Raw genomic sequence first — 15,900 nt, 5'->3', positions numbered from 1 at the left:
GGCACCCCGGCAGGGGTGACCGGGCCTTCGGACGTCCGGCCCCGATCCGCGGCGGGACCGCGGCCCGGGAAAAACTCCGTGTCCGCGCCGTCTGCTAAGACTTGAGCTGTGAGCAGCGAGAACGAGCGGTCGAAGCGGGACGCCGAGGCGCAGCCGCCCGGCGGGGAGCAGCTCGCGCTCATCCGGGAGACCGTGCGCAAGGCCAAGGTGCCGCGCGCCAAGCCGCGCACCTGGCGGGGGGCGGCGCTGGCCGGGGAGCTGCCGGTGGCCAAGGTCCTCGTCGACAAGGGGCCGGTGCACCTCGACAAGCTGTGGGACTACGCGATTCCGGCCGAGATGGACGCCGAGGCCCGGCCCGGGGTGCGGGTGCGGGTGCGGTTCGGAGCCGGTACGGGCAAGGTGCGCGAAGGCCGCCGGGAGGGCGGCGGACTGCTCGACGGCTACATCATCGAGCGGGTCGCCGAGTCCGACTACCGCGGCCCGCTGGCCGCCGTGGCCCAGGTGGTCTCCCCTGAGCCGGTGCTGAGCCCCGGACTGCTGGCGCTGTGCCGGTCGGTCGCCGACCGCTACGCCGGATCGCTCGCCGATGTGCTCCAGCTCGCCCTGCCCCGGCGCAGCGCGCGCGCCGAGAGCGAGCCGTCCCCGCCGCCGCTGCCGCCGCCTCCGCCGCCCGCGCCCGGCAGCTGGGCGCGCTACCCGGCCGGGCCCGGGTTCCTGGAGGCGCTCGCGCGCGGCGACCGGCCGCGCGCCGTATGGACCGCGCTGCCCGGACCGCACTGGCCCGGCGAATGGGCCTCCGCCGTGGCCGCCACCCTCGCCTCCGGCCGCGGCGCCCTGATCGTGGTGCCGGACGGGAAGACGGCCGCCCGGGTGGACGGGGCGCTCAGCCACGTGCTCGATGGCCCGGGGCGGCATGTGCTGCTCACCGCCGAGCTCGGGCCCGAGGAGCGCTACCGCCGGTGGCTGGCGGTCAGCAGGGGCGCCGTCCGGGCCGTGGTGGGCACCCGGGCGGCGATGTTCGCACCCGTCCGCGACCTCGGCCTGGTGGGGATCTGGGACGACGGGAACCAGAGCCACAGCGATGACCATCTGCCGCGCCCGCACGCCCGCGATGTGCTGCTGCTGCGCGCGGTCCAGGAGAAGACCGGCTTTCTGCTGGGGGACCTCGGCCGCACCGTGGAGGCCGCCCAGCTGGTGGAGAACGGCTGGGCGCGGCCCCTGGAGGCCGACCGCGACCAGGTCCGCGCCGCGGCGCCGCTGATCCGTACGGTCGACGAGGGCGAGGTGGCCCGGGACGCCGAGGCCCGCGCCGCCCGGCTGCCCACGCTCGCCTGGCAGACCGTGCGCGAGGCGCTGACCCGTGGTCCGGTGCTGGTGCAGGTGCCGCGCCGGGGCTACGTACCCCGGCTGGCCTGCGAGCGCTGCCGGGAGCCCGCGCGCTGCGCCCACTGCTCGGGCCCGCTGGAGGCGCGGGACGCGGACCGTTTGGTGTGCGGCTGGTGCGGACGGCCCGAGACCGGCTGGCACTGCGCGGCCTGCGGAGGAGCGCGGCTGCGGGCGAGTGTGGTCGGTGCCCGGCGCACCGCCGAGGAGCTGGGCCGGGCCTTCCCGGCCGTCCCGGTCCGTACCTCCGGCCGGGACCATGTGCTGACCACGGTGCCCGACCGCCCGGCGCTGGTGGTCAGCACCCCGGGTGCCGAGCCGGTGGCCGAGGGGGGCTATGCGGCGGCGCTGCTGCTGGACGGCTGGGCCCTGCTGGGCCGCCCCGATCTACGGGCGGGTGAGGACGCGCTGCGCCACTGGCTGGAGGCGGCGGCCCTGGTCCGCGGCCATGGCGAGGGCGGCGGTGCGGACGGCGGAGGCACGGTGGTGGTGATCGCCGAGCCCACTCTGCGCCCGGTCCAGGCGCTGGTGCGCTGGGATCCCGCCGGTTACGCGGCCCGGGAGCTGGCCGAGCGGGCCCAGCTGGGCTTTCCGCCGGTCTCCCGGATGGCGGCGGTGTCCGGTCCCGCGGAGGCGGTGGCCGAGCTGATCGCGTCGGCGTCGCTGCCGGAGGGTGCGGAAACCCTCGGTCCGGTACCGCTGCCGGTCACCGAGCCCGGCCGTCCCCGCCGCCCCGGCGATCCACCGCCGGGCGAGCGGTGGGAGCGTGCGCTGGTCCGCGTCCGCCCCGGCCAGGGCAGCGCGCTGGCCGCGGCCCTCAAGGAGGCGAAGGCGCGCCGCCTGGCCCGGGGTGAGAAGGATCCGGCGGTCCGGGTGGATCCGCTCGAGATCGGCTGAGGGTCCGTTCCGTGGTCCGCGGTCGTCGGCGATCCGCGGGGAGAGCGGACCTTGGGGGCGGCGAGCCGATGGAGCAGGCCGATGCGGCCGGTCGGTCCGGTCGGTCCGGGTCAGCCGTTGCGCGGGCTGGGGAAGGCGCTCGGGCGGGTCTCTTCGCGCAGCGGGGCGGGCTGCGGGGGGCCGGAACGGGCGGCGGGGACGGACGGCAGCGTGGGGGAGGGCAGTCCGGTGGGTCCCTCAGGGCGGGGGGAAGGGGGCTCGCCGCCCTCACCCGAGGTCTGCGCGGCGGCCCGCCGGGCGCCGTAACGGCGGTGCACCGCCTGCTTGGTGACGCCCAGTGCGGAACCCACCGCGTCCCAGGAGAAGCCGAGCGAACGGTCGAAGTCGACCGCTGCCGTGACCAGCGTCTCGACACTGTCCCGCAGCTCCTGGGCCAGCCGCACGGTGGGTGCCGGGGCGCGTCCGTAGACCACAAAACCGGCGGACGGGCCGGTGCGCCGGGGGCGGTAGACATTGCCGAGCTGGGCGGTGAGCGTACGCAGCGCGTCCACCTGTCGGCGGACCCGCTCGATATCCCGGACCAGGAGGTGCAGGCTGGCCCGTGCCTGGGCGTCGTGGGTTGCGTGGTCGGCCATGAACAAGCCTCTCGAACCGGGGTGGAAGGGAAACAGGAATAGGGGGGAACAGGGGCTGAGGGGGGAGCTGCGGGGGCGGGGGAGTCCGGAGGTGACGACGGTCTGGGGGGAGACACATCGGGCCGCCGCCGCGGCCCGGTGGGGTCAATCTCTCTTGACCAACGCGGCACCCGCCCGTCGGTCACGGTCCGGGGCGTGCGGGAGTCGGACCGTACGCCCCCTGGGACGGCGGACCATAGACTGAGACGCCGTTTCCGCTGTGTGTGAGAGGTAGTTCGCCACCCATGAGGCTCGTCTTCGCCGGTACCCCCGAGGTCGCACTGCCCGCCCTGGACGCGCTGATCGCGTCGGACCGGCACGAGGTGGTGGCCGTGGTGACCCGTCCCGACGCACCCGCCGGGCGTGGCCGCCGACTGGTGGCCAGCCCGGTCGCCGAGCGGGCGGAGGAGGCGGGTATCGAGGTGCTCAAGCCGGCCAAGCCGCGGGACCCGGACTTCCTGGCGCGGCTGAGCGAGATCGCGCCGGACTGCTGCCCGGTGGTGGCGTACGGGGCGCTGCTGCCCAAGGCCGCGCTGGAGATCCCGGCGCACGGCTGGGTCAATCTGCACTTCTCGCTGCTGCCCGCGTGGCGCGGTGCGGCGCCGGTGCAGCACGCGGTGCTCGCGGGCGACGAGGTGACCGGGGCCTCGACCTTCCAGATCGAGGAGGGGCTGGACTCCGGGCCGGTGTACGGGGTGGTCACCGAGGACATCCGGGCCGCCGACACCAGCGGCGATCTGCTGACCCGGCTGGCGTTCGCCGGGGCCGGGCTGCTCGCCGCGACGATGGACGGCATCGAGGACGGCACCCTGCGCGCCGTACCGCAGCCCGCCGAGGGCATCTCGATCGCCCCGAAGATCAATGTCGAGGACGCGGAGGTCGACTGGACGGCGCCCGCGCTGCGGGTGGACCGGGTGGTGCGGGCGTGCGCCCCGGCGCCCGGCGCGTGGACGACCTTCCGCGGTGAGCGGCTGAAGGTGGTGTCCGCGGCGATGGTGCCGGACCGTACGGACCTGGAGCCGGGCGCGATGGCGGTGACCAAGAGGGCGGTCTACGTGGGCACCGGGAGCCATGCGGTGGAGCTGACCTGGGTCCGTCCGCAGGGCAAGAAGCCGATGCCCGCGGCCGACTGGGCGCGCGGGGTGCGGATCGCCGAGGGGGAGCGGCTGGGAGCGTCGTAAGGCGCGGCGTCCATGCCGGGCGCGCCGGGCGCCGCCGGGGCGTGCCGAGCTGAACGGGGAGCCCGGTCGCGCGACGACGCGCCTTCGCCACGTGGGACGATTGACTTCAACCTTACTTGAGGTTCTAGCGTCCCTGGTGTGCCGCCGGTCCGGATCAGCCGGCCTCATGGGAGCGGCACCCCAGACCTCGGAGGTGCGCGATGGACATGGAAGTCACCGCCTGGCATTCCCTGCACCACGCCTCGAACGCCAGCGATGACCGACGTCCCTTCTCCCGTGCGACGCTGCGCCGCATCGGCACGTTCGCCCGGCCCCATCGCCGTCCGCTGCTGCTGTTCCTGCTGCTGAGCACCGTCACGGCGGCGCTCGCGGTGGCGACGCCGCTGCTGGCGGGCCGGGTGGTGGACGCGATCATCCACCGTTCGGGACAGGGCACCGTCCTCGGACTGGCCGCCCTCATCGCCGTGATCGCGGTGGCCGAGGCGGCTCTCGGACTGCTGACCCGCCGGCTGTCCTCGACGATCGGCGAGGGGCTGATCCTCGATCTGCGCACCCGCGGTCTTCGACCACGTCCAGCGGATGCCGGTGGCCTTCTTCACCCGCACCCGGACCGGTGCGCTGGTCAGCCGGCTCAACAACGATGTCATCGGCGCCCAGCGGGCGTTCAGCGACACCCTCTCGGGTGTGGTGAGCAACCTGGTGACGCTGCTGCTCACCCTGGTGGTCATGATCGGCATCTCCTGGCAGGTCACCCTGCTGGCGCTGCTGCTCCTGCCGCTGTTCCTGCTGCCCGCCCGGCGGGTCGGCGGCAGGCTCGCCGGGCTGCGGCGCGAGGCGGCGGCCCACAACGCGGCGATGAGCACCCAGATGACCGAGCGGTTCTCCGCGCCCGGCGCGACGCTCATCAAGCTCTTCGGGCGGCCCGCCGACGAGTCCGAGGAGTTCGCCGCGCGGGCCCGGCGGGTGCGGGACATCGGGGTGCGCACCGCGATGGTCCAGGTCTCCTTCGTCACCGCCCTGACCCTGGTCTCCGCCCTGGCCCTCGCCCTGGTCTACGGCCTCGGCGGCTACTACGCGCTGAACGGCCGGCTGGACCCCGGCGCGGTCGTCTCGCTCGCGCTGCTGCTCACCCGGCTCTACGCCCCGCTGACCTCACTGGCCGGGGCGCGGGTGGAGGTCATGAGCGCGCTCGTCAGCTTCGAGCGGGTCTTCGAGGTGCTCGACCTCCAGCCGCTCATCAGCGAGAAGCCCGACGCCCGGGAGGTCCCGGACGGTCCGGTCTCCGTCGAGTTCGACCAGGTGGGCTTCGGCTACCCGGCCGCCGACAAGGTGTCCCTCGCCTCCCTGGAGGAGGTGGCCGCCCTCGACACCCGCGGCGGCGTCCAGGTGCTGCACGACGTGTCCTTCCGCGCCGAACCGGGGCAGATGGTCGCGCTCGTCGGCTCCTCGGGCGCGGGCAAGTCGACCATCGCCCAGCTGCTGCCCCGGCTCTACGACACCGACAGCGGCGCGGTGCGGCTGTCCGGCGTGGACGTCCGCGACCTCACCGCCGCGTCCCTGCGCGGCACACTCGGCATGGTCACCCAGGACGGCCATCTCTTCCACGACACCATCCGCGCCAATCTGCTGCTGGCCCGCCCCGAGGCCACCGACGAGGAGCTGTGGGAGATGCTGCGCCGGGCCCGGCTCGAGGGGCTGATCGCGGCCCTGCCGGACGGTCTGGACACCGTCGTCGGGGAGCGCGGCTACCGGCTCTCCGGCGGTGAGCGCCAGCGGCTGACCATCGCCCGGCTGCTGCTGGCCCGCCCCCGGGTGGTGATCCTCGACGAAGCCACCGCACATCTGGACTCCACCTCCGAGGCGGCCGTGCAGGAGGCGCTCGCCGAGGCCCTGGACGGGCGCACCGCGGTGGTCATCGCCCACCGGCTGTCCACCGTGCGGGCCGCGGACCTCATCCTCGTCGTCGAGGACGGACGGGTCGTGGAGCGCGGTACGCACCCCGAGCTGCTCGCCGCCGAAGGACGCTACGCGCAGCTGTACCGGACCCAGTTCGAGCGGCCGGGCACCGGGACCTCACCGGCCCCGGACGGTGCGGGGACCGTGCCCACCCCGGCCGCGTAGGCTGGCCCTTTCAGCCCCATCCCGCACCGGAGCACATTTCCCGTGACCGACCAGCCCCGTCGTCGCCCCCGCCGTTCCGCCGCACCCGGCAACCCCGGGAAGGGCGGCAAGTCCGGTCGGCCCTACCGCCGGCCGCGGAAGGATCCCGTGCGGATCCTGGCCTTCGAGGCGCTGCGGGCCGTCGACGAACGGGACGCGTACGCCAACCTCGTCCTCCCCCCGCTGCTCCGCAAGGCCCGGGAGGACGAGGGCTTCGACGCCCGGGACGCGGCGCTCACCACCGAGCTGGTCTACGGCACCCTGCGCCACCAGGGCACCTACGACGCGATCATCGCCGCCTGTGTGGACCGCCCGCTGCGCGAGGTCGACCCGCCGGTGCTGGACGTCCTCGGCCTCGGCGCCCACCAGTTGCTGGGCACCCGCATCCCCACCCACGCCGCGGTCTCCGCCAGCGTCGAACTGGCCCGGGTGGTACTCGGCGACGGGCGCGCCAAGTTCGTCAACGCGGTACTCCGCCGGATCGCCTCCGACGACCTCGACGGCTGGCTGGAGCGGGTCGCCCCGCCGTACGAGGAGGACCCCGAGGACCACCTCGCCGTGGTCCACTCCCATCCGCGCTGGATCGTCTCCGCGCTGTGGGACGCGCTCGGCGGCGGCAGCGCCGGGATCGAGGACCTGCTCGCGGCCGACAACGAACGCCCCGAGGTCACCCTCGTCGCCCGCCCCGGCCGCGCCACCCAGGACGAACTGCTGGCCGCGGTCGGTGACCAGGCCGCGACGCCGGGCCGCTGGTCCCCGTACGCGGTGCGGCTCACCGAGGGCGGGGAGCCCGCGGCGCTTGACGCCGTGCGCGAGGGGCGCGCCGGGGTCCAGGACGAGGGCAGCCAGCTGGTGGCCCTCGCGCTCGCGAACGCCCCGCTGGACGGGCCGGACCGGCGCTGGCTGGACGGCTGCGCCGGACCCGGCGGCAAGGCCGCGCTGCTCGGCGCGCTCGCCGCCCGGCGCGACGCCTCGCTGCTCGCCGCCGAGAAGCAGCCGCACCGTGCCCGGCTGGTCGGCCGGGCCCTCGCGGGCAACCCCGGCCCGTACCAGGTGATCGCCGCGGACGGCACCCGGCCGCCGTGGCGGCCGGGCACCTTCGACCGGGCGCTGGTCGACGTCCCGTGCACCGGGCTCGGCGCGCTGCGCCGCCGCCCCGAGGCGCGCTGGCGGCGCCGCCCCGAGGACCTGGCCGGATTCGCCCCGCTCCAGCGCGGGCTGCTGCGCGAGGCGCTCTCCGCGGTACGGATCGGCGGCGTGGTCGGCTACGCGACCTGCTCACCGCACCCGGCCGAGACCCGGGCCGTGGTCGAGGACGTCCTCAAGGGCCGGGGCGGCCCCGCGGCCGCGGCCGAGTGGATCGACGCCCGCCCGCTGATGCCCGGTGTGCCCGCGCTCGGCGACGGCCCCGACGTCCAGCTGTGGCCGCATCTGCACGGTACGGACGCGATGTATCTGGCCCTGCTGCGCCGTACCGGCTGACGTCACGTGCCCGGCACCGCCGGAAGCGTCTCCTGCGGGTTGTCGGTCGGCAGGTGGAGCTCCGTGCCGCGGGCGCCGGGGTTGAGGTCCCGGTGCACCGCGCGGGAGACCGCCTCGATGGTGGTGACCCCGGTGGCCATCTCGGCGTTGTCCTGGGTCAGCACCGTGATGGTGTGTAGAGGTGGCCGCCGCCGGTGAAGGCCCCGATGCTGTGCACCCGCCAGCCGTGGGTGGTCCGTTCCAGCCAGCCGTTCTTCACGTGGATCTTCGCCCCCTGCGGGGCCCCGGCCGGGGTGCCCCAGCGCTGCGAGGGGATGACCCCGCCCATCAGCTTGAGGATGTAGGCACGGGAGTTGTCGCTGAGCACCCGGTTGCGACGGGTCACCAGCTCCAGCAGCTTCTCCTGGTCATTGGCGGTGATCTGGGTGAGCCCCCAGTAGCCGTCGCGGCCGGGGACGGTGCGGTTCATCCCGGCGGCCCGGACGAACGCGCTGACCTTTCCCCGGCCCAGCTGCCGCCAGAGCTTCGTGGTGGCGTCGTTGTCCGACTTGGTGATCATCTCGGTGGCGAGTCCGGACTCGCGGGCGGTCAGCCGCCGGTGGTGCTTGCCCGCGTCCCACAGCAGCGTGGCCAGCACGGTCACCTTGACCACGCTCGCGGAGTCGAACGTCTGGTCCGCACGCAGGGTGCAGACGGTGCCCGTGGTGCGGTCGCGGAGGCTGACCGCGGTGGTGGCGGCCTTCCCGTGCAGCGCCGCGGTGATGTCCCCGGAGAGCTTGTCGGCCAGTCCCGCCCGGTCGGAGGTGCAGACCGCCCGCGGCGCCGCGGCCGCCGCTGACCCCGCCCCGGCCACCGGAGGCGCGAGCACGGCCGCGGCCAGTGCCACGGACAGTGCGGCGCGGGGGCGCCGGGGTGTTCGGTGTCGCGTCATCGTCGTATGCCCATTTCCCTTGTCATGTCGCGCATGCGTCATGGGGTGCGTCATCTCTGGTCTCGAGCGCACATCGGATGCGCTCGACCCACATGACCCCCATGCGACAGCCAAGGGTTGTGTCGTCTGTGTTCATGTTTTCGTATGGACGGGATTTCGCATGTTGTGAGTAGTCGCGATCGTCCCGGCTCCAAGGACCGGCACCGGTCGTGGGAGGCTGGGGGCATGGCCGCGCAGATCAATCCCAGCATCCTGTCCGCCGACTTCTCCCGCCTGGCGGACGAGGCGAAGGCCGTCGAAGGCGCCGACTGGCTCCATGTCGACGTGATGGACAACCACTTCGTCCCCAATCTGACCCTCGGCGTGCCGGTGGTCGAATCCCTGGGGAAGGCCACGGACACCCCGCTGGACTGCCATCTGATGATCGAGGACCCGGATCGCTGGGCCCCGCAGTACGTGGAGGCCGGAGCCGGTTCGGTGACCTTCCACGTGGAGGCAGCGGCCGCGCCGGTACGGCTGGCGCGCGAGATCCGGGCCCAGGGCGCGCGGGCGTCGATGGCGCTCAAGCCCGCGACCCCCATCGAGCCCTACGAGGACCTGCTGCCCGAGCTGGACATGCTGCTGGTGATGACCGTGGAGCCCGGTTTCGGCGGCCAGGCGTTCCTCGACATCATGCTTCCCAAGATCCGCCGCACCCGCGAGCTGATCGCCAAGCACGGTCTGGAGCTCTGGCTCCAGGTGGACGGCGGGGTCTCCGCCGCGACCATCGAACGCTGCGCCGAGGCGGGCGCCGATGTGTTCGTGGCCGGTTCCGCGGTCTACGGTGCCCAGGACCCGGCCAAGGCCGTCACGGAGCTGCGCGCGCTCGCCGAGAAGGCGACGGGCGCCACCGGACTGTGCGGCCACTCCGCTACGGGGCGGTGAACTGAAGGGTAAAGGCCGGACCAACTCCACCGTTTCTGACAGGATGAACGGTGAGTCCAGAACATTGACAAGTGAGGAGACCGCGGTGTCGACGGGCCGTTCAGCCACGCGGATGGGACCCGCCGAACTGGTGCAGGCGGCGGCCATGGCGCGCCGCTTCTACCTCGAGGGCAAGTCCAAGATCCAGATCGCCGAGGAATTCGGGGTCAGCCGCTTCAAGGTCGCGCGCGTCCTGGAGACCGCGCTCGAGCGCGACCTGGTGCGTATCGAGATCCGGGTTCCCGCCGAGCTCGACGCGGAGCGCTCCGACGCGCTGCGCGCCCGCTACGGGCTGCGGCACGCGGTGGTCGTCGAGTCCCCGGCCGACGCCGAGGCCGACACCCCCGACCCGGAGAACCTGGGCGAGGTCGCCGCCGACCTGCTGGGCGAGCTGGTCACCGAGGGGGATGTGCTGGGGCTGGCCTGGGGGCGGTCCACGATCCACATGGCGGCCGCGCTGCACCAGCTCCCGCCGTGCACCGTCGTCCAGCTCACCGGTGTCTACGACGCGGGCACGGCCGAGCGCGGTTCGGTGGAGGCGGTCCGCCGGGCCGCCGCCGTCTCCGGCGGCGAGGCGCACCCCATCTACGCGCCGATGCTGCTGCCCGACACGGCCACCGCGGACGCGCTGCGCGGCCAGACCGGGATCGCCCGGGCCTTCGAGTACTTCGACAAGGTCACCGTCGCGGCCGTCTCCATCGGCTCGTGGGAGGCCGGTATCTCGACCGTCTACGACATGCTCAGCGAGGAGGAGCGGGCCCACTACGCCGGGCTCGGCGCCGCCGCCGAGATGTCCGCCCATCTCTTCGACAGCGAGGGCCGCCGGATCGGCCGCGACCTCGGCGAGCGCTGCATCACCGTCGAGGCCGACCGGCTGCGGCGGATCCCCGAGGTGGTGGCCATCGCGGGCGGTGGCCGCAAGGCCGCGGCGATCGGCGCGGTGCTGCGGTCCGGGCTGGTCACCAGCCTGGTGACGGACACGGCCGCGGCCGACCATCTGCTGCTGGAGACCGGCCCCGGGCCGCGTCCGGCGCTGGACCGCGCCGATCCGGACGGTCCGTAGCCGCTTCCCGCCCCGGCGCGGATTGGACGATCCGACCACCGGGCCCGGTACGGACTGGATGATCGTCCGGGCCCCCGCGCCGGGGGCGGCATGGGAGAATGAAGTACGTGCGTTTTCCTCGGCTTCCTGCGTCGAGGGCTGATTCCGAACGACTGGGAAGTTGAGCACGTGCGTTTCCTGAATGATCAGAAGCCCCCGTACGACCTGACCTACGACGATGTGTTCATGGTGCCGAGCCGCTCCGCGGTCGGCTCCCGTCAGGGGGTGGATCTGAGTTCGCCGGACGGCACCGGCACCACCATCCCCCTCGTCGTCGCCAATATGACCGCGATCGCGGGCCGCCGGATGGCGGAGACGGTCGCGCGCCGCGGCGGGCTCGTTGTCATCCCGCAGGACATCCCGATCGACGTGGTCACCGATGTGGTCCGCTGGGTGAAGTCCCGCCATCTGGTGCTGGACACCCCGATCGTGCTCGCGCCCACCGGGACCGTCGCCGACGCGCTGTCCCTGCTGCCCAAGCGGGCTCACGGGGCGGGTGTGGTGGTCGAGGACGGGCGTCCGGTGGGCGTGGTCACCGAATCCGACCTCACCGGTGTCGACCGCTTCACCCAGCTCTCCGAGGTCATGTCCCGGGAGCTGCTGGTCCTGGACGCGGACATCGACCCGCGCGAGGCGTTCACCCGCCTCGACGCCGCCCACCGCAAGCTGGCCCCCGCCGTCGATGCCGACGGCCGTCTGGTCGGCATCCTGACCCGCAAGGGCGCGCTGCGCGCGACCCTCTACCAGCCCGCCGTCGACGCGGAGGGCAGGCTGCGGATCGCCGCCGCCGTCGGGGTCAACGGCGATGTGGAGGGCCGCGCCGAGGCCCTGCTGGAGGCCGGGGTGGACGCCCTCGTGGTGGACACCGCCCACGGCCACCAGGAGTCGATGGTCAGCGCGCTCAAGGCCGTTCGCGGCCTCGGCCCGCGGGTGCCGGTGGTGGCGGGCAACGTGGTCGCCGCCGAGGGTGTGCGCGACCTCATCGAGGCCGGTGCCGACATCGTCAAGGTCGGTGTCGGACCGGGCGCGATGTGCACCACCCGGATGATGACCGGCGTGGGCCGCCCGCAGTTCTCCGCGGTGCTCGAATGCGCCGCCGAGGCGCGGAAGTTCGGCAAGCACGTCTGGGCCGACGGCGGTATCCGGCACCCGCGCGACGTCGCCATGGCGCTGGCCGCCGGAGCCTCCAACGTGATGGTCGGCTCCTGGTTCGCGGGCACGTACGAGTCGCCGGGGGATCTCCAGCACGCCGCCGACGGACGGCCGTACAAGGAGAGCTTCGGCATGGCCTCCGCGCGCGCCGTGCGCAACCGCACCAGCGAGGAGTCGGCCTACGACCGCGCCCGCAAGGGGCTGTTCGAGGAGGGCATCTCCACCTCGCGCATGTTCCTGGACCCGGCCCGGCCGGGCGTCGAGGACCTGATCGACTCGATCATCGCGGGCGTCCGCAGCTCCTGCACCTACGCGGGCGCGGGCTCCCTGGAGGAGTTCCACGAGCGCGCCGTGGTCGGCGTGCAGAGCGCCGCGGGCTACGCCGAAGGCAAGCCGCTGCACGCCAGTTGGGATTGAGCGTTGCCCACTGGCGAGTGAGCCGAAGGGGCGCGTCGCTGTCGAAAGGGAGAGCGCGCGGAGGCCCTGAGGGACGAAGGGCCGAGCACGGTCGACCGTCGACAGGGACTTGAGCGCCCCGGAGGAGAACCGAGCCCCCAAAAGGGGGAGGTGGCCCCCACTCGGCTCGGGTGAGTGGGGGCCACCTGCCGTTCAACCGGCCGGTGTCACCGCGGCATTCCGCGCTGCTCACCGCGGGTGCGGGGCAGGGCGTGACGCGGCGGGCTGTTGAGCGTGATCTGCCGAACCAGCTGGTGGAACGAGACCAGCGCGGCAACCGGCGGCAGACCGGCGACCGCCATGCTGGGCGCGTTCTTGGGGGCGTGGGCGACACACAGGAAGACCGCGATGGTGGAGAAGAGCACCACCACGGCCCAGGAGTGCGCGGCGCCCCTCCGGTGCAGCGCGGCCCGCAGCACCGACAGCGAGGCGACCAGCCACGGTCCGTAGACCAGCAGCGGCCACCACGCGGCCATGGACTCCGAGGTGCTGGGGGAGGCCAGATAGCGCAGCGGGGGATAGGAGATCATCCCGCCCAGGACACTCAGCATGGCGACGATGACCGTGGTGACCGCCGCGAACAGCAGGCTGGTCAGCTGGATCCAGGGCATCGTCGGCAGCCGGAAGCGCACCCGGCGCCGCTTGCCGCGGCCCGCGCGGACCTGGGCGTGGGAGGACGGAGGAAGGGGGCCGGCGGGGTGCGGCGGCTCCTCGGGGGAGGACGTCTGGAGCAGCCGTGCCAGATCCCCTTCCAGGTCCCAGCGGCCCTCGATGGTCTCCGGGTCCGGGAGGGGAAAGGGGTTCATCTCGTAGTCGACGTCCGCGTCGAACCGCTCTCCGGGAGCGGGGGCGGGTCGGTGGCCGGTGGGTGGGGGCCCGTAACCGCCCGGCCTCGGCTCGGTGTACGTCATGCCTTGACGCCCGGTTCCGTGGTGCCGGAGCGCTGGAGGAAGTCGGCTTCGATCCGGTTGAGCGCCCGGAGGAACTCCTCCCACACCCTCGAACAGTATTCGAGCGGGTAGCGTTCGTCCTCACCCCCGTGGTCCCGGGCCCGGAACACGGGTTCGGGACGGAGCGCTGAGTGTTCGGGCGGTTGCAGACTGTCAGTGGTCACGTCCCCACCAACGACCGCTAAAATGGTGCCGTATCGCGGCATTCGGGTGAATCGCGCGCTCACGCGCGCAGTATCCCGCAACAATTCCCCGCCGCACGCCCCCGCGCGCAACGTTCATCCACTCATGCGCAAGAGTGGTGCATTACGGCCGTGGGCGGACGGCTCATAGGGTCTTGCGCTGACGTGGAGTGTCGGGGACCGACTGCTCGGCGATCCCCACCTGCGGGTTTGTCGTCGGGCAGCCGCATGTCCGCCGTCGGTCGTCCCGTCACCCGACCCGCAGTGACATAAGGAGCCACCCAAGTGTTGGAGCACGGCGCAGCCCCGCCCACGATCCCGCGCCCGGAGCCAGAACCTCCGGCGTCCGGGTTCGGCGCCCGGCTGATGCGGCGCAAGCCCGTGGAGCGGCTGGTCGCCGAAGGCGGTCAGGGTGCGGGGGGATCCCTGCGGCGTTCGCTCGGAATGTGGCAGCTCACCATGATCAGCATCGGTGCCACCCTGGGCACCGGCATCTTCGTGGTGCTCGGCGAGGCCGTCCCGGACGCGGGTCCCGCGGTCGTCGTGTCGTTTGTCATAGCGGGGCTGACCGCCCTGTTCTCGGCGCTGTCCTACGCGGAGCTGGCGGGCACCATCCCGGTCTCCGGGTCCTCGTACTCGTACGCCTACGCCACCATGGGCGAGCTGATCGCCTGGGTGTGCGGCTGGTGTCTGATCCTGGAGTACGGCGTCTCGGTGGCGGCCGTCGCCGTCGGCTGGGGCGAGTACCTCAACGAACTGCTCGACGGCACCCTCGGCATCACCATCCCCGACGCGCTGTCCGCCCCGCCCGGCGACGGCGGGATCTTCAACCTGCCCGCGCTGCTGGTGGTGCTGCTGGCCATGGCGTTCCTGCTGGGCGGCGCCAAGGAGAGCGCCCGGGCCAACACCGTCATGGTCGGGGTGAAGATCGCGGCGCTGATCCTCTTCTGCGCCGTCGCCTTCACCGGTATCCGGGCGGGCAACTACACCCCCTTCATGCCGCTGGGCATGGCGGGCGTCAGCGCCGCCGGCGCCACCCTGTTCTTCTCCTACATCGGCTTCGACGCCGCCTCCACCGCCGGTGAGGAGGCCAAGAACCCGCAGCGTGACCTGCCGCGCGCGATCATGCTCTCGCTGGTCATCGTCACCGCCCTGTACTGCGTGGTCGCGGCGGTGGCCGTGGGCGCGCTGCCGTGGAAGCAGTTCGACGGCTCCGAGGCCGCGCTGTCCGGGATCATGGAGAAGGTCACCGGCCAGAGCTTCTGGGGCGTACTGCTGGCCGCCGGTGCGGTCGTCGCCATCGCCTCCGTGGTGCTGACCGTGCTCTACGGCCAGACCCGCATCCTCTTCGCGATGTCCCGCGACGGCCTGGTGCCCAAGGTGTTCTCCACCGTCCACGCCCGGACCGGGGTGCCGCGTGCCAACACCGTGATCGTCTCGCTCTTCTGCGGCGTCCTCGCCGCCGCCATCCCGCTCGGCCAGCTCGCCGACGCCACCAGCATCGGCACGCTGTTCGCCTTCGGGCTGGTCAACATCGCGGTGATCGTGCTGCGCCGGACCCGGCCCACCATGGAGCGCACCTTCCGGGTGCCGCTCTCGCCGCTGTTCCCGCTGATCGGCCTGGGGCTCTGCCTGTGGATGATGGGCAGTCTGGAAGTCGTGACCTGGGTGGTCTTCGGTGTGTGGATGGCCGTCGGCCTTGTGTTGTACTTCGGATACGGCATGCGCCGCTCCCGACTGGCCACAGCAGAAAAGTGACTCCCCCGCAGTGCGACTGAACGACCTCGACGAACGCATCGTCCACGCCCTCGCCGAAGACGCCCGCCGCAGTTACGCCGACATCGGCGATCTGGTCGGCCTGTCCGCCCCCGCCGTCAAACGGCGGGTGGACCGGCTCCGGTCCGAGGGGGCCATCACCGGCTTCACGGTGCGGGTCGATCCAGCGGCGCTGGGGTGGGAGACGGAGGGCATCATCGAGCTCTTCTGCCGCCACAACACCTCGCCCGAGGACATCCGACGGGGTCTGTCGCGCTATCCCGAGGTGGTGTCCGCGTCGACCGTCACCGGCGACGCGGACGCCGTCGTCCAGGTCTTCGCCGCCGACATGCGCCACTTCGAACGGGTCCTGGAGCGCATCGCGGGGGAGCCGTTCGTGGAGCGCACCAAGTCGGTGCTGGTGCTCTCGCCGCTGCTGCGGCGCTTCGGCTCCGGCGCTCCGGCCTGACCCGGCCGGGGCTCTCCGGCCCGTGTGCAACAAATCCACGGGACGGGCCGGAAACACGTAATGAATCGACGGCGGATGCGCAACGGTCGCGCCTTGTCGGTCGTTCTCGGCCGGACGTACCGTTTTTGGTGTCGCTTCCTCCCCCTGGATCCCCCAAGGTCTG

Annotated in this window: 11 protein-coding genes and 2 pseudogenes; 9 read left to right on the top strand and 4 right to left on the bottom strand. The window is 73.2% G+C overall.

Features of this window, described 5'->3' with window-relative positions; translation table 11 throughout:
• The first annotated feature begins 108 nt into the window (after positions 1-108).
• Positions 109-2,280, top strand: a complete 2,172-nt coding sequence (locus HUT19_RS07270; protein WP_176179667.1) for a primosomal protein N' — start codon at positions 109-111, stop codon at positions 2,278-2,280.
• 110 nt (positions 2,281-2,390) lie between these two features.
• Here HUT19_RS07270 and HUT19_RS07265 read toward each other — a convergent pair whose 3' ends face one another.
• The gene (locus tag HUT19_RS07265) at positions 2,391-2,915 is read right to left on the bottom strand and encodes a hypothetical protein (protein ID WP_176179666.1); all 525 of its coding nucleotides are present in this window, start codon (positions 2,913-2,915) and stop codon (positions 2,391-2,393) included.
• Positions 2,916-3,199: 284 nt separating this feature from the next.
• Here HUT19_RS07265 and fmt point away from each other — a divergent pair, with 284 nt between their 5' ends.
• The 3 genes and pseudogenes from fmt to HUT19_RS07250 all read left to right on the top strand — a co-directional run bounded on the left by fmt (position 3,200) and on the right by HUT19_RS07250 (position 7,777).
• Positions 3,200-4,135, top strand: coding sequence for a methionyl-tRNA formyltransferase (fmt, locus tag HUT19_RS07260; RefSeq protein WP_176179665.1), 936 nt, complete (start codon positions 3,200-3,202; stop codon positions 4,133-4,135).
• Positions 4,136-4,335: 200 nt separating this feature from the next.
• Positions 4,336-6,256 (top strand): annotated as a pseudogene (locus HUT19_RS07255) (ABC transporter ATP-binding protein).
• Positions 6,257-6,403: 147 nt separating this feature from the next.
• Positions 6,404-7,777 (top strand): RsmB/NOP family class I SAM-dependent RNA methyltransferase, encoded by a 1,374-nt coding sequence (locus HUT19_RS07250; RefSeq protein WP_176186584.1) that lies wholly within the window; start codon positions 6,404-6,406, stop codon positions 7,775-7,777.
• 2 nt (positions 7,778-7,779) lie between these two features.
• Here HUT19_RS07250 and HUT19_RS07245 read toward each other — a convergent pair.
• A pseudogene (locus HUT19_RS07245) lies at positions 7,780-8,708 on the bottom strand (serine hydrolase).
• Positions 8,709-8,933: 225 nt separating this feature from the next.
• Here HUT19_RS07245 and rpe point away from each other — a divergent pair.
• The 3 genes from rpe (at position 8,934) to HUT19_RS07230 (ending at position 12,342) form a co-directional block, all read left to right on the top strand.
• Positions 8,934-9,632, top strand: a complete 699-nt coding sequence (gene rpe / locus HUT19_RS07240; RefSeq protein ID WP_176179664.1) for a ribulose-phosphate 3-epimerase — start codon at positions 8,934-8,936, stop codon at positions 9,630-9,632.
• Positions 9,633-9,744: 112 nt separating this feature from the next.
• Positions 9,745-10,734 (top strand): sugar-binding transcriptional regulator, encoded by a 990-nt coding sequence (locus HUT19_RS07235; RefSeq protein WP_176179663.1) that lies wholly within the window; start codon positions 9,745-9,747, stop codon positions 10,732-10,734.
• A gap of 168 nt (positions 10,735-10,902) precedes the next feature.
• Positions 10,903-12,342: a GuaB1 family IMP dehydrogenase-related protein gene (locus HUT19_RS07230; RefSeq protein WP_176179662.1), complete on the top strand. Its 1,440-nt coding sequence runs from the start codon at positions 10,903-10,905 to the stop codon at positions 12,340-12,342.
• A gap of 206 nt (positions 12,343-12,548) precedes the next feature.
• Here HUT19_RS07230 and HUT19_RS07225 read toward each other — a convergent pair whose 3' ends face one another.
• Both HUT19_RS07225 and HUT19_RS07220 read right to left on the bottom strand, forming a co-directional pair.
• Complete coding sequence (locus tag HUT19_RS07225; RefSeq protein ID WP_176179661.1) at positions 12,549-13,292, bottom strand: DUF2637 domain-containing protein; 744 nt, start codon at positions 13,290-13,292, stop codon at positions 12,549-12,551.
• Positions 13,289-13,495 carry a hypothetical protein gene (locus HUT19_RS07220; protein WP_176179660.1) on the bottom strand — a complete coding sequence of 69 codons (207 nt, stop codon included), beginning with the start codon at positions 13,493-13,495 and terminating at the stop codon, positions 13,289-13,291. The genes HUT19_RS07225 and HUT19_RS07220 overlap by 4 nt, the downstream gene beginning before the upstream one ends.
• Before the next feature lie 303 nt (positions 13,496-13,798).
• On the opposite strand from HUT19_RS07220, the gene HUT19_RS07215 reads away from it, so the two are divergent.
• Positions 13,799-15,271, top strand: coding sequence for an amino acid permease (locus HUT19_RS07215; protein ID WP_176179659.1), 1,473 nt, complete (start codon positions 13,799-13,801; stop codon positions 15,269-15,271).
• Positions 15,272-15,281: 10 nt separating this feature from the next.
• The gene (locus HUT19_RS07210) at positions 15,282-15,737 is read left to right on the top strand and encodes an Lrp/AsnC family transcriptional regulator (RefSeq protein WP_176179658.1); all 456 of its coding nucleotides are present in this window, start codon (positions 15,282-15,284) and stop codon (positions 15,735-15,737) included.
• The last annotated feature ends 163 nt before the right edge of the window (positions 15,738-15,900 follow it).

The organism is Streptomyces sp. NA02950 (assembly GCF_013364155.1).
In the GTDB taxonomy this organism is placed as follows: domain Bacteria; phylum Actinomycetota; class Actinomycetes; order Streptomycetales; family Streptomycetaceae; genus Streptomyces.
This window is presented reverse-complemented; position numbering and strand designations above follow the sequence as displayed.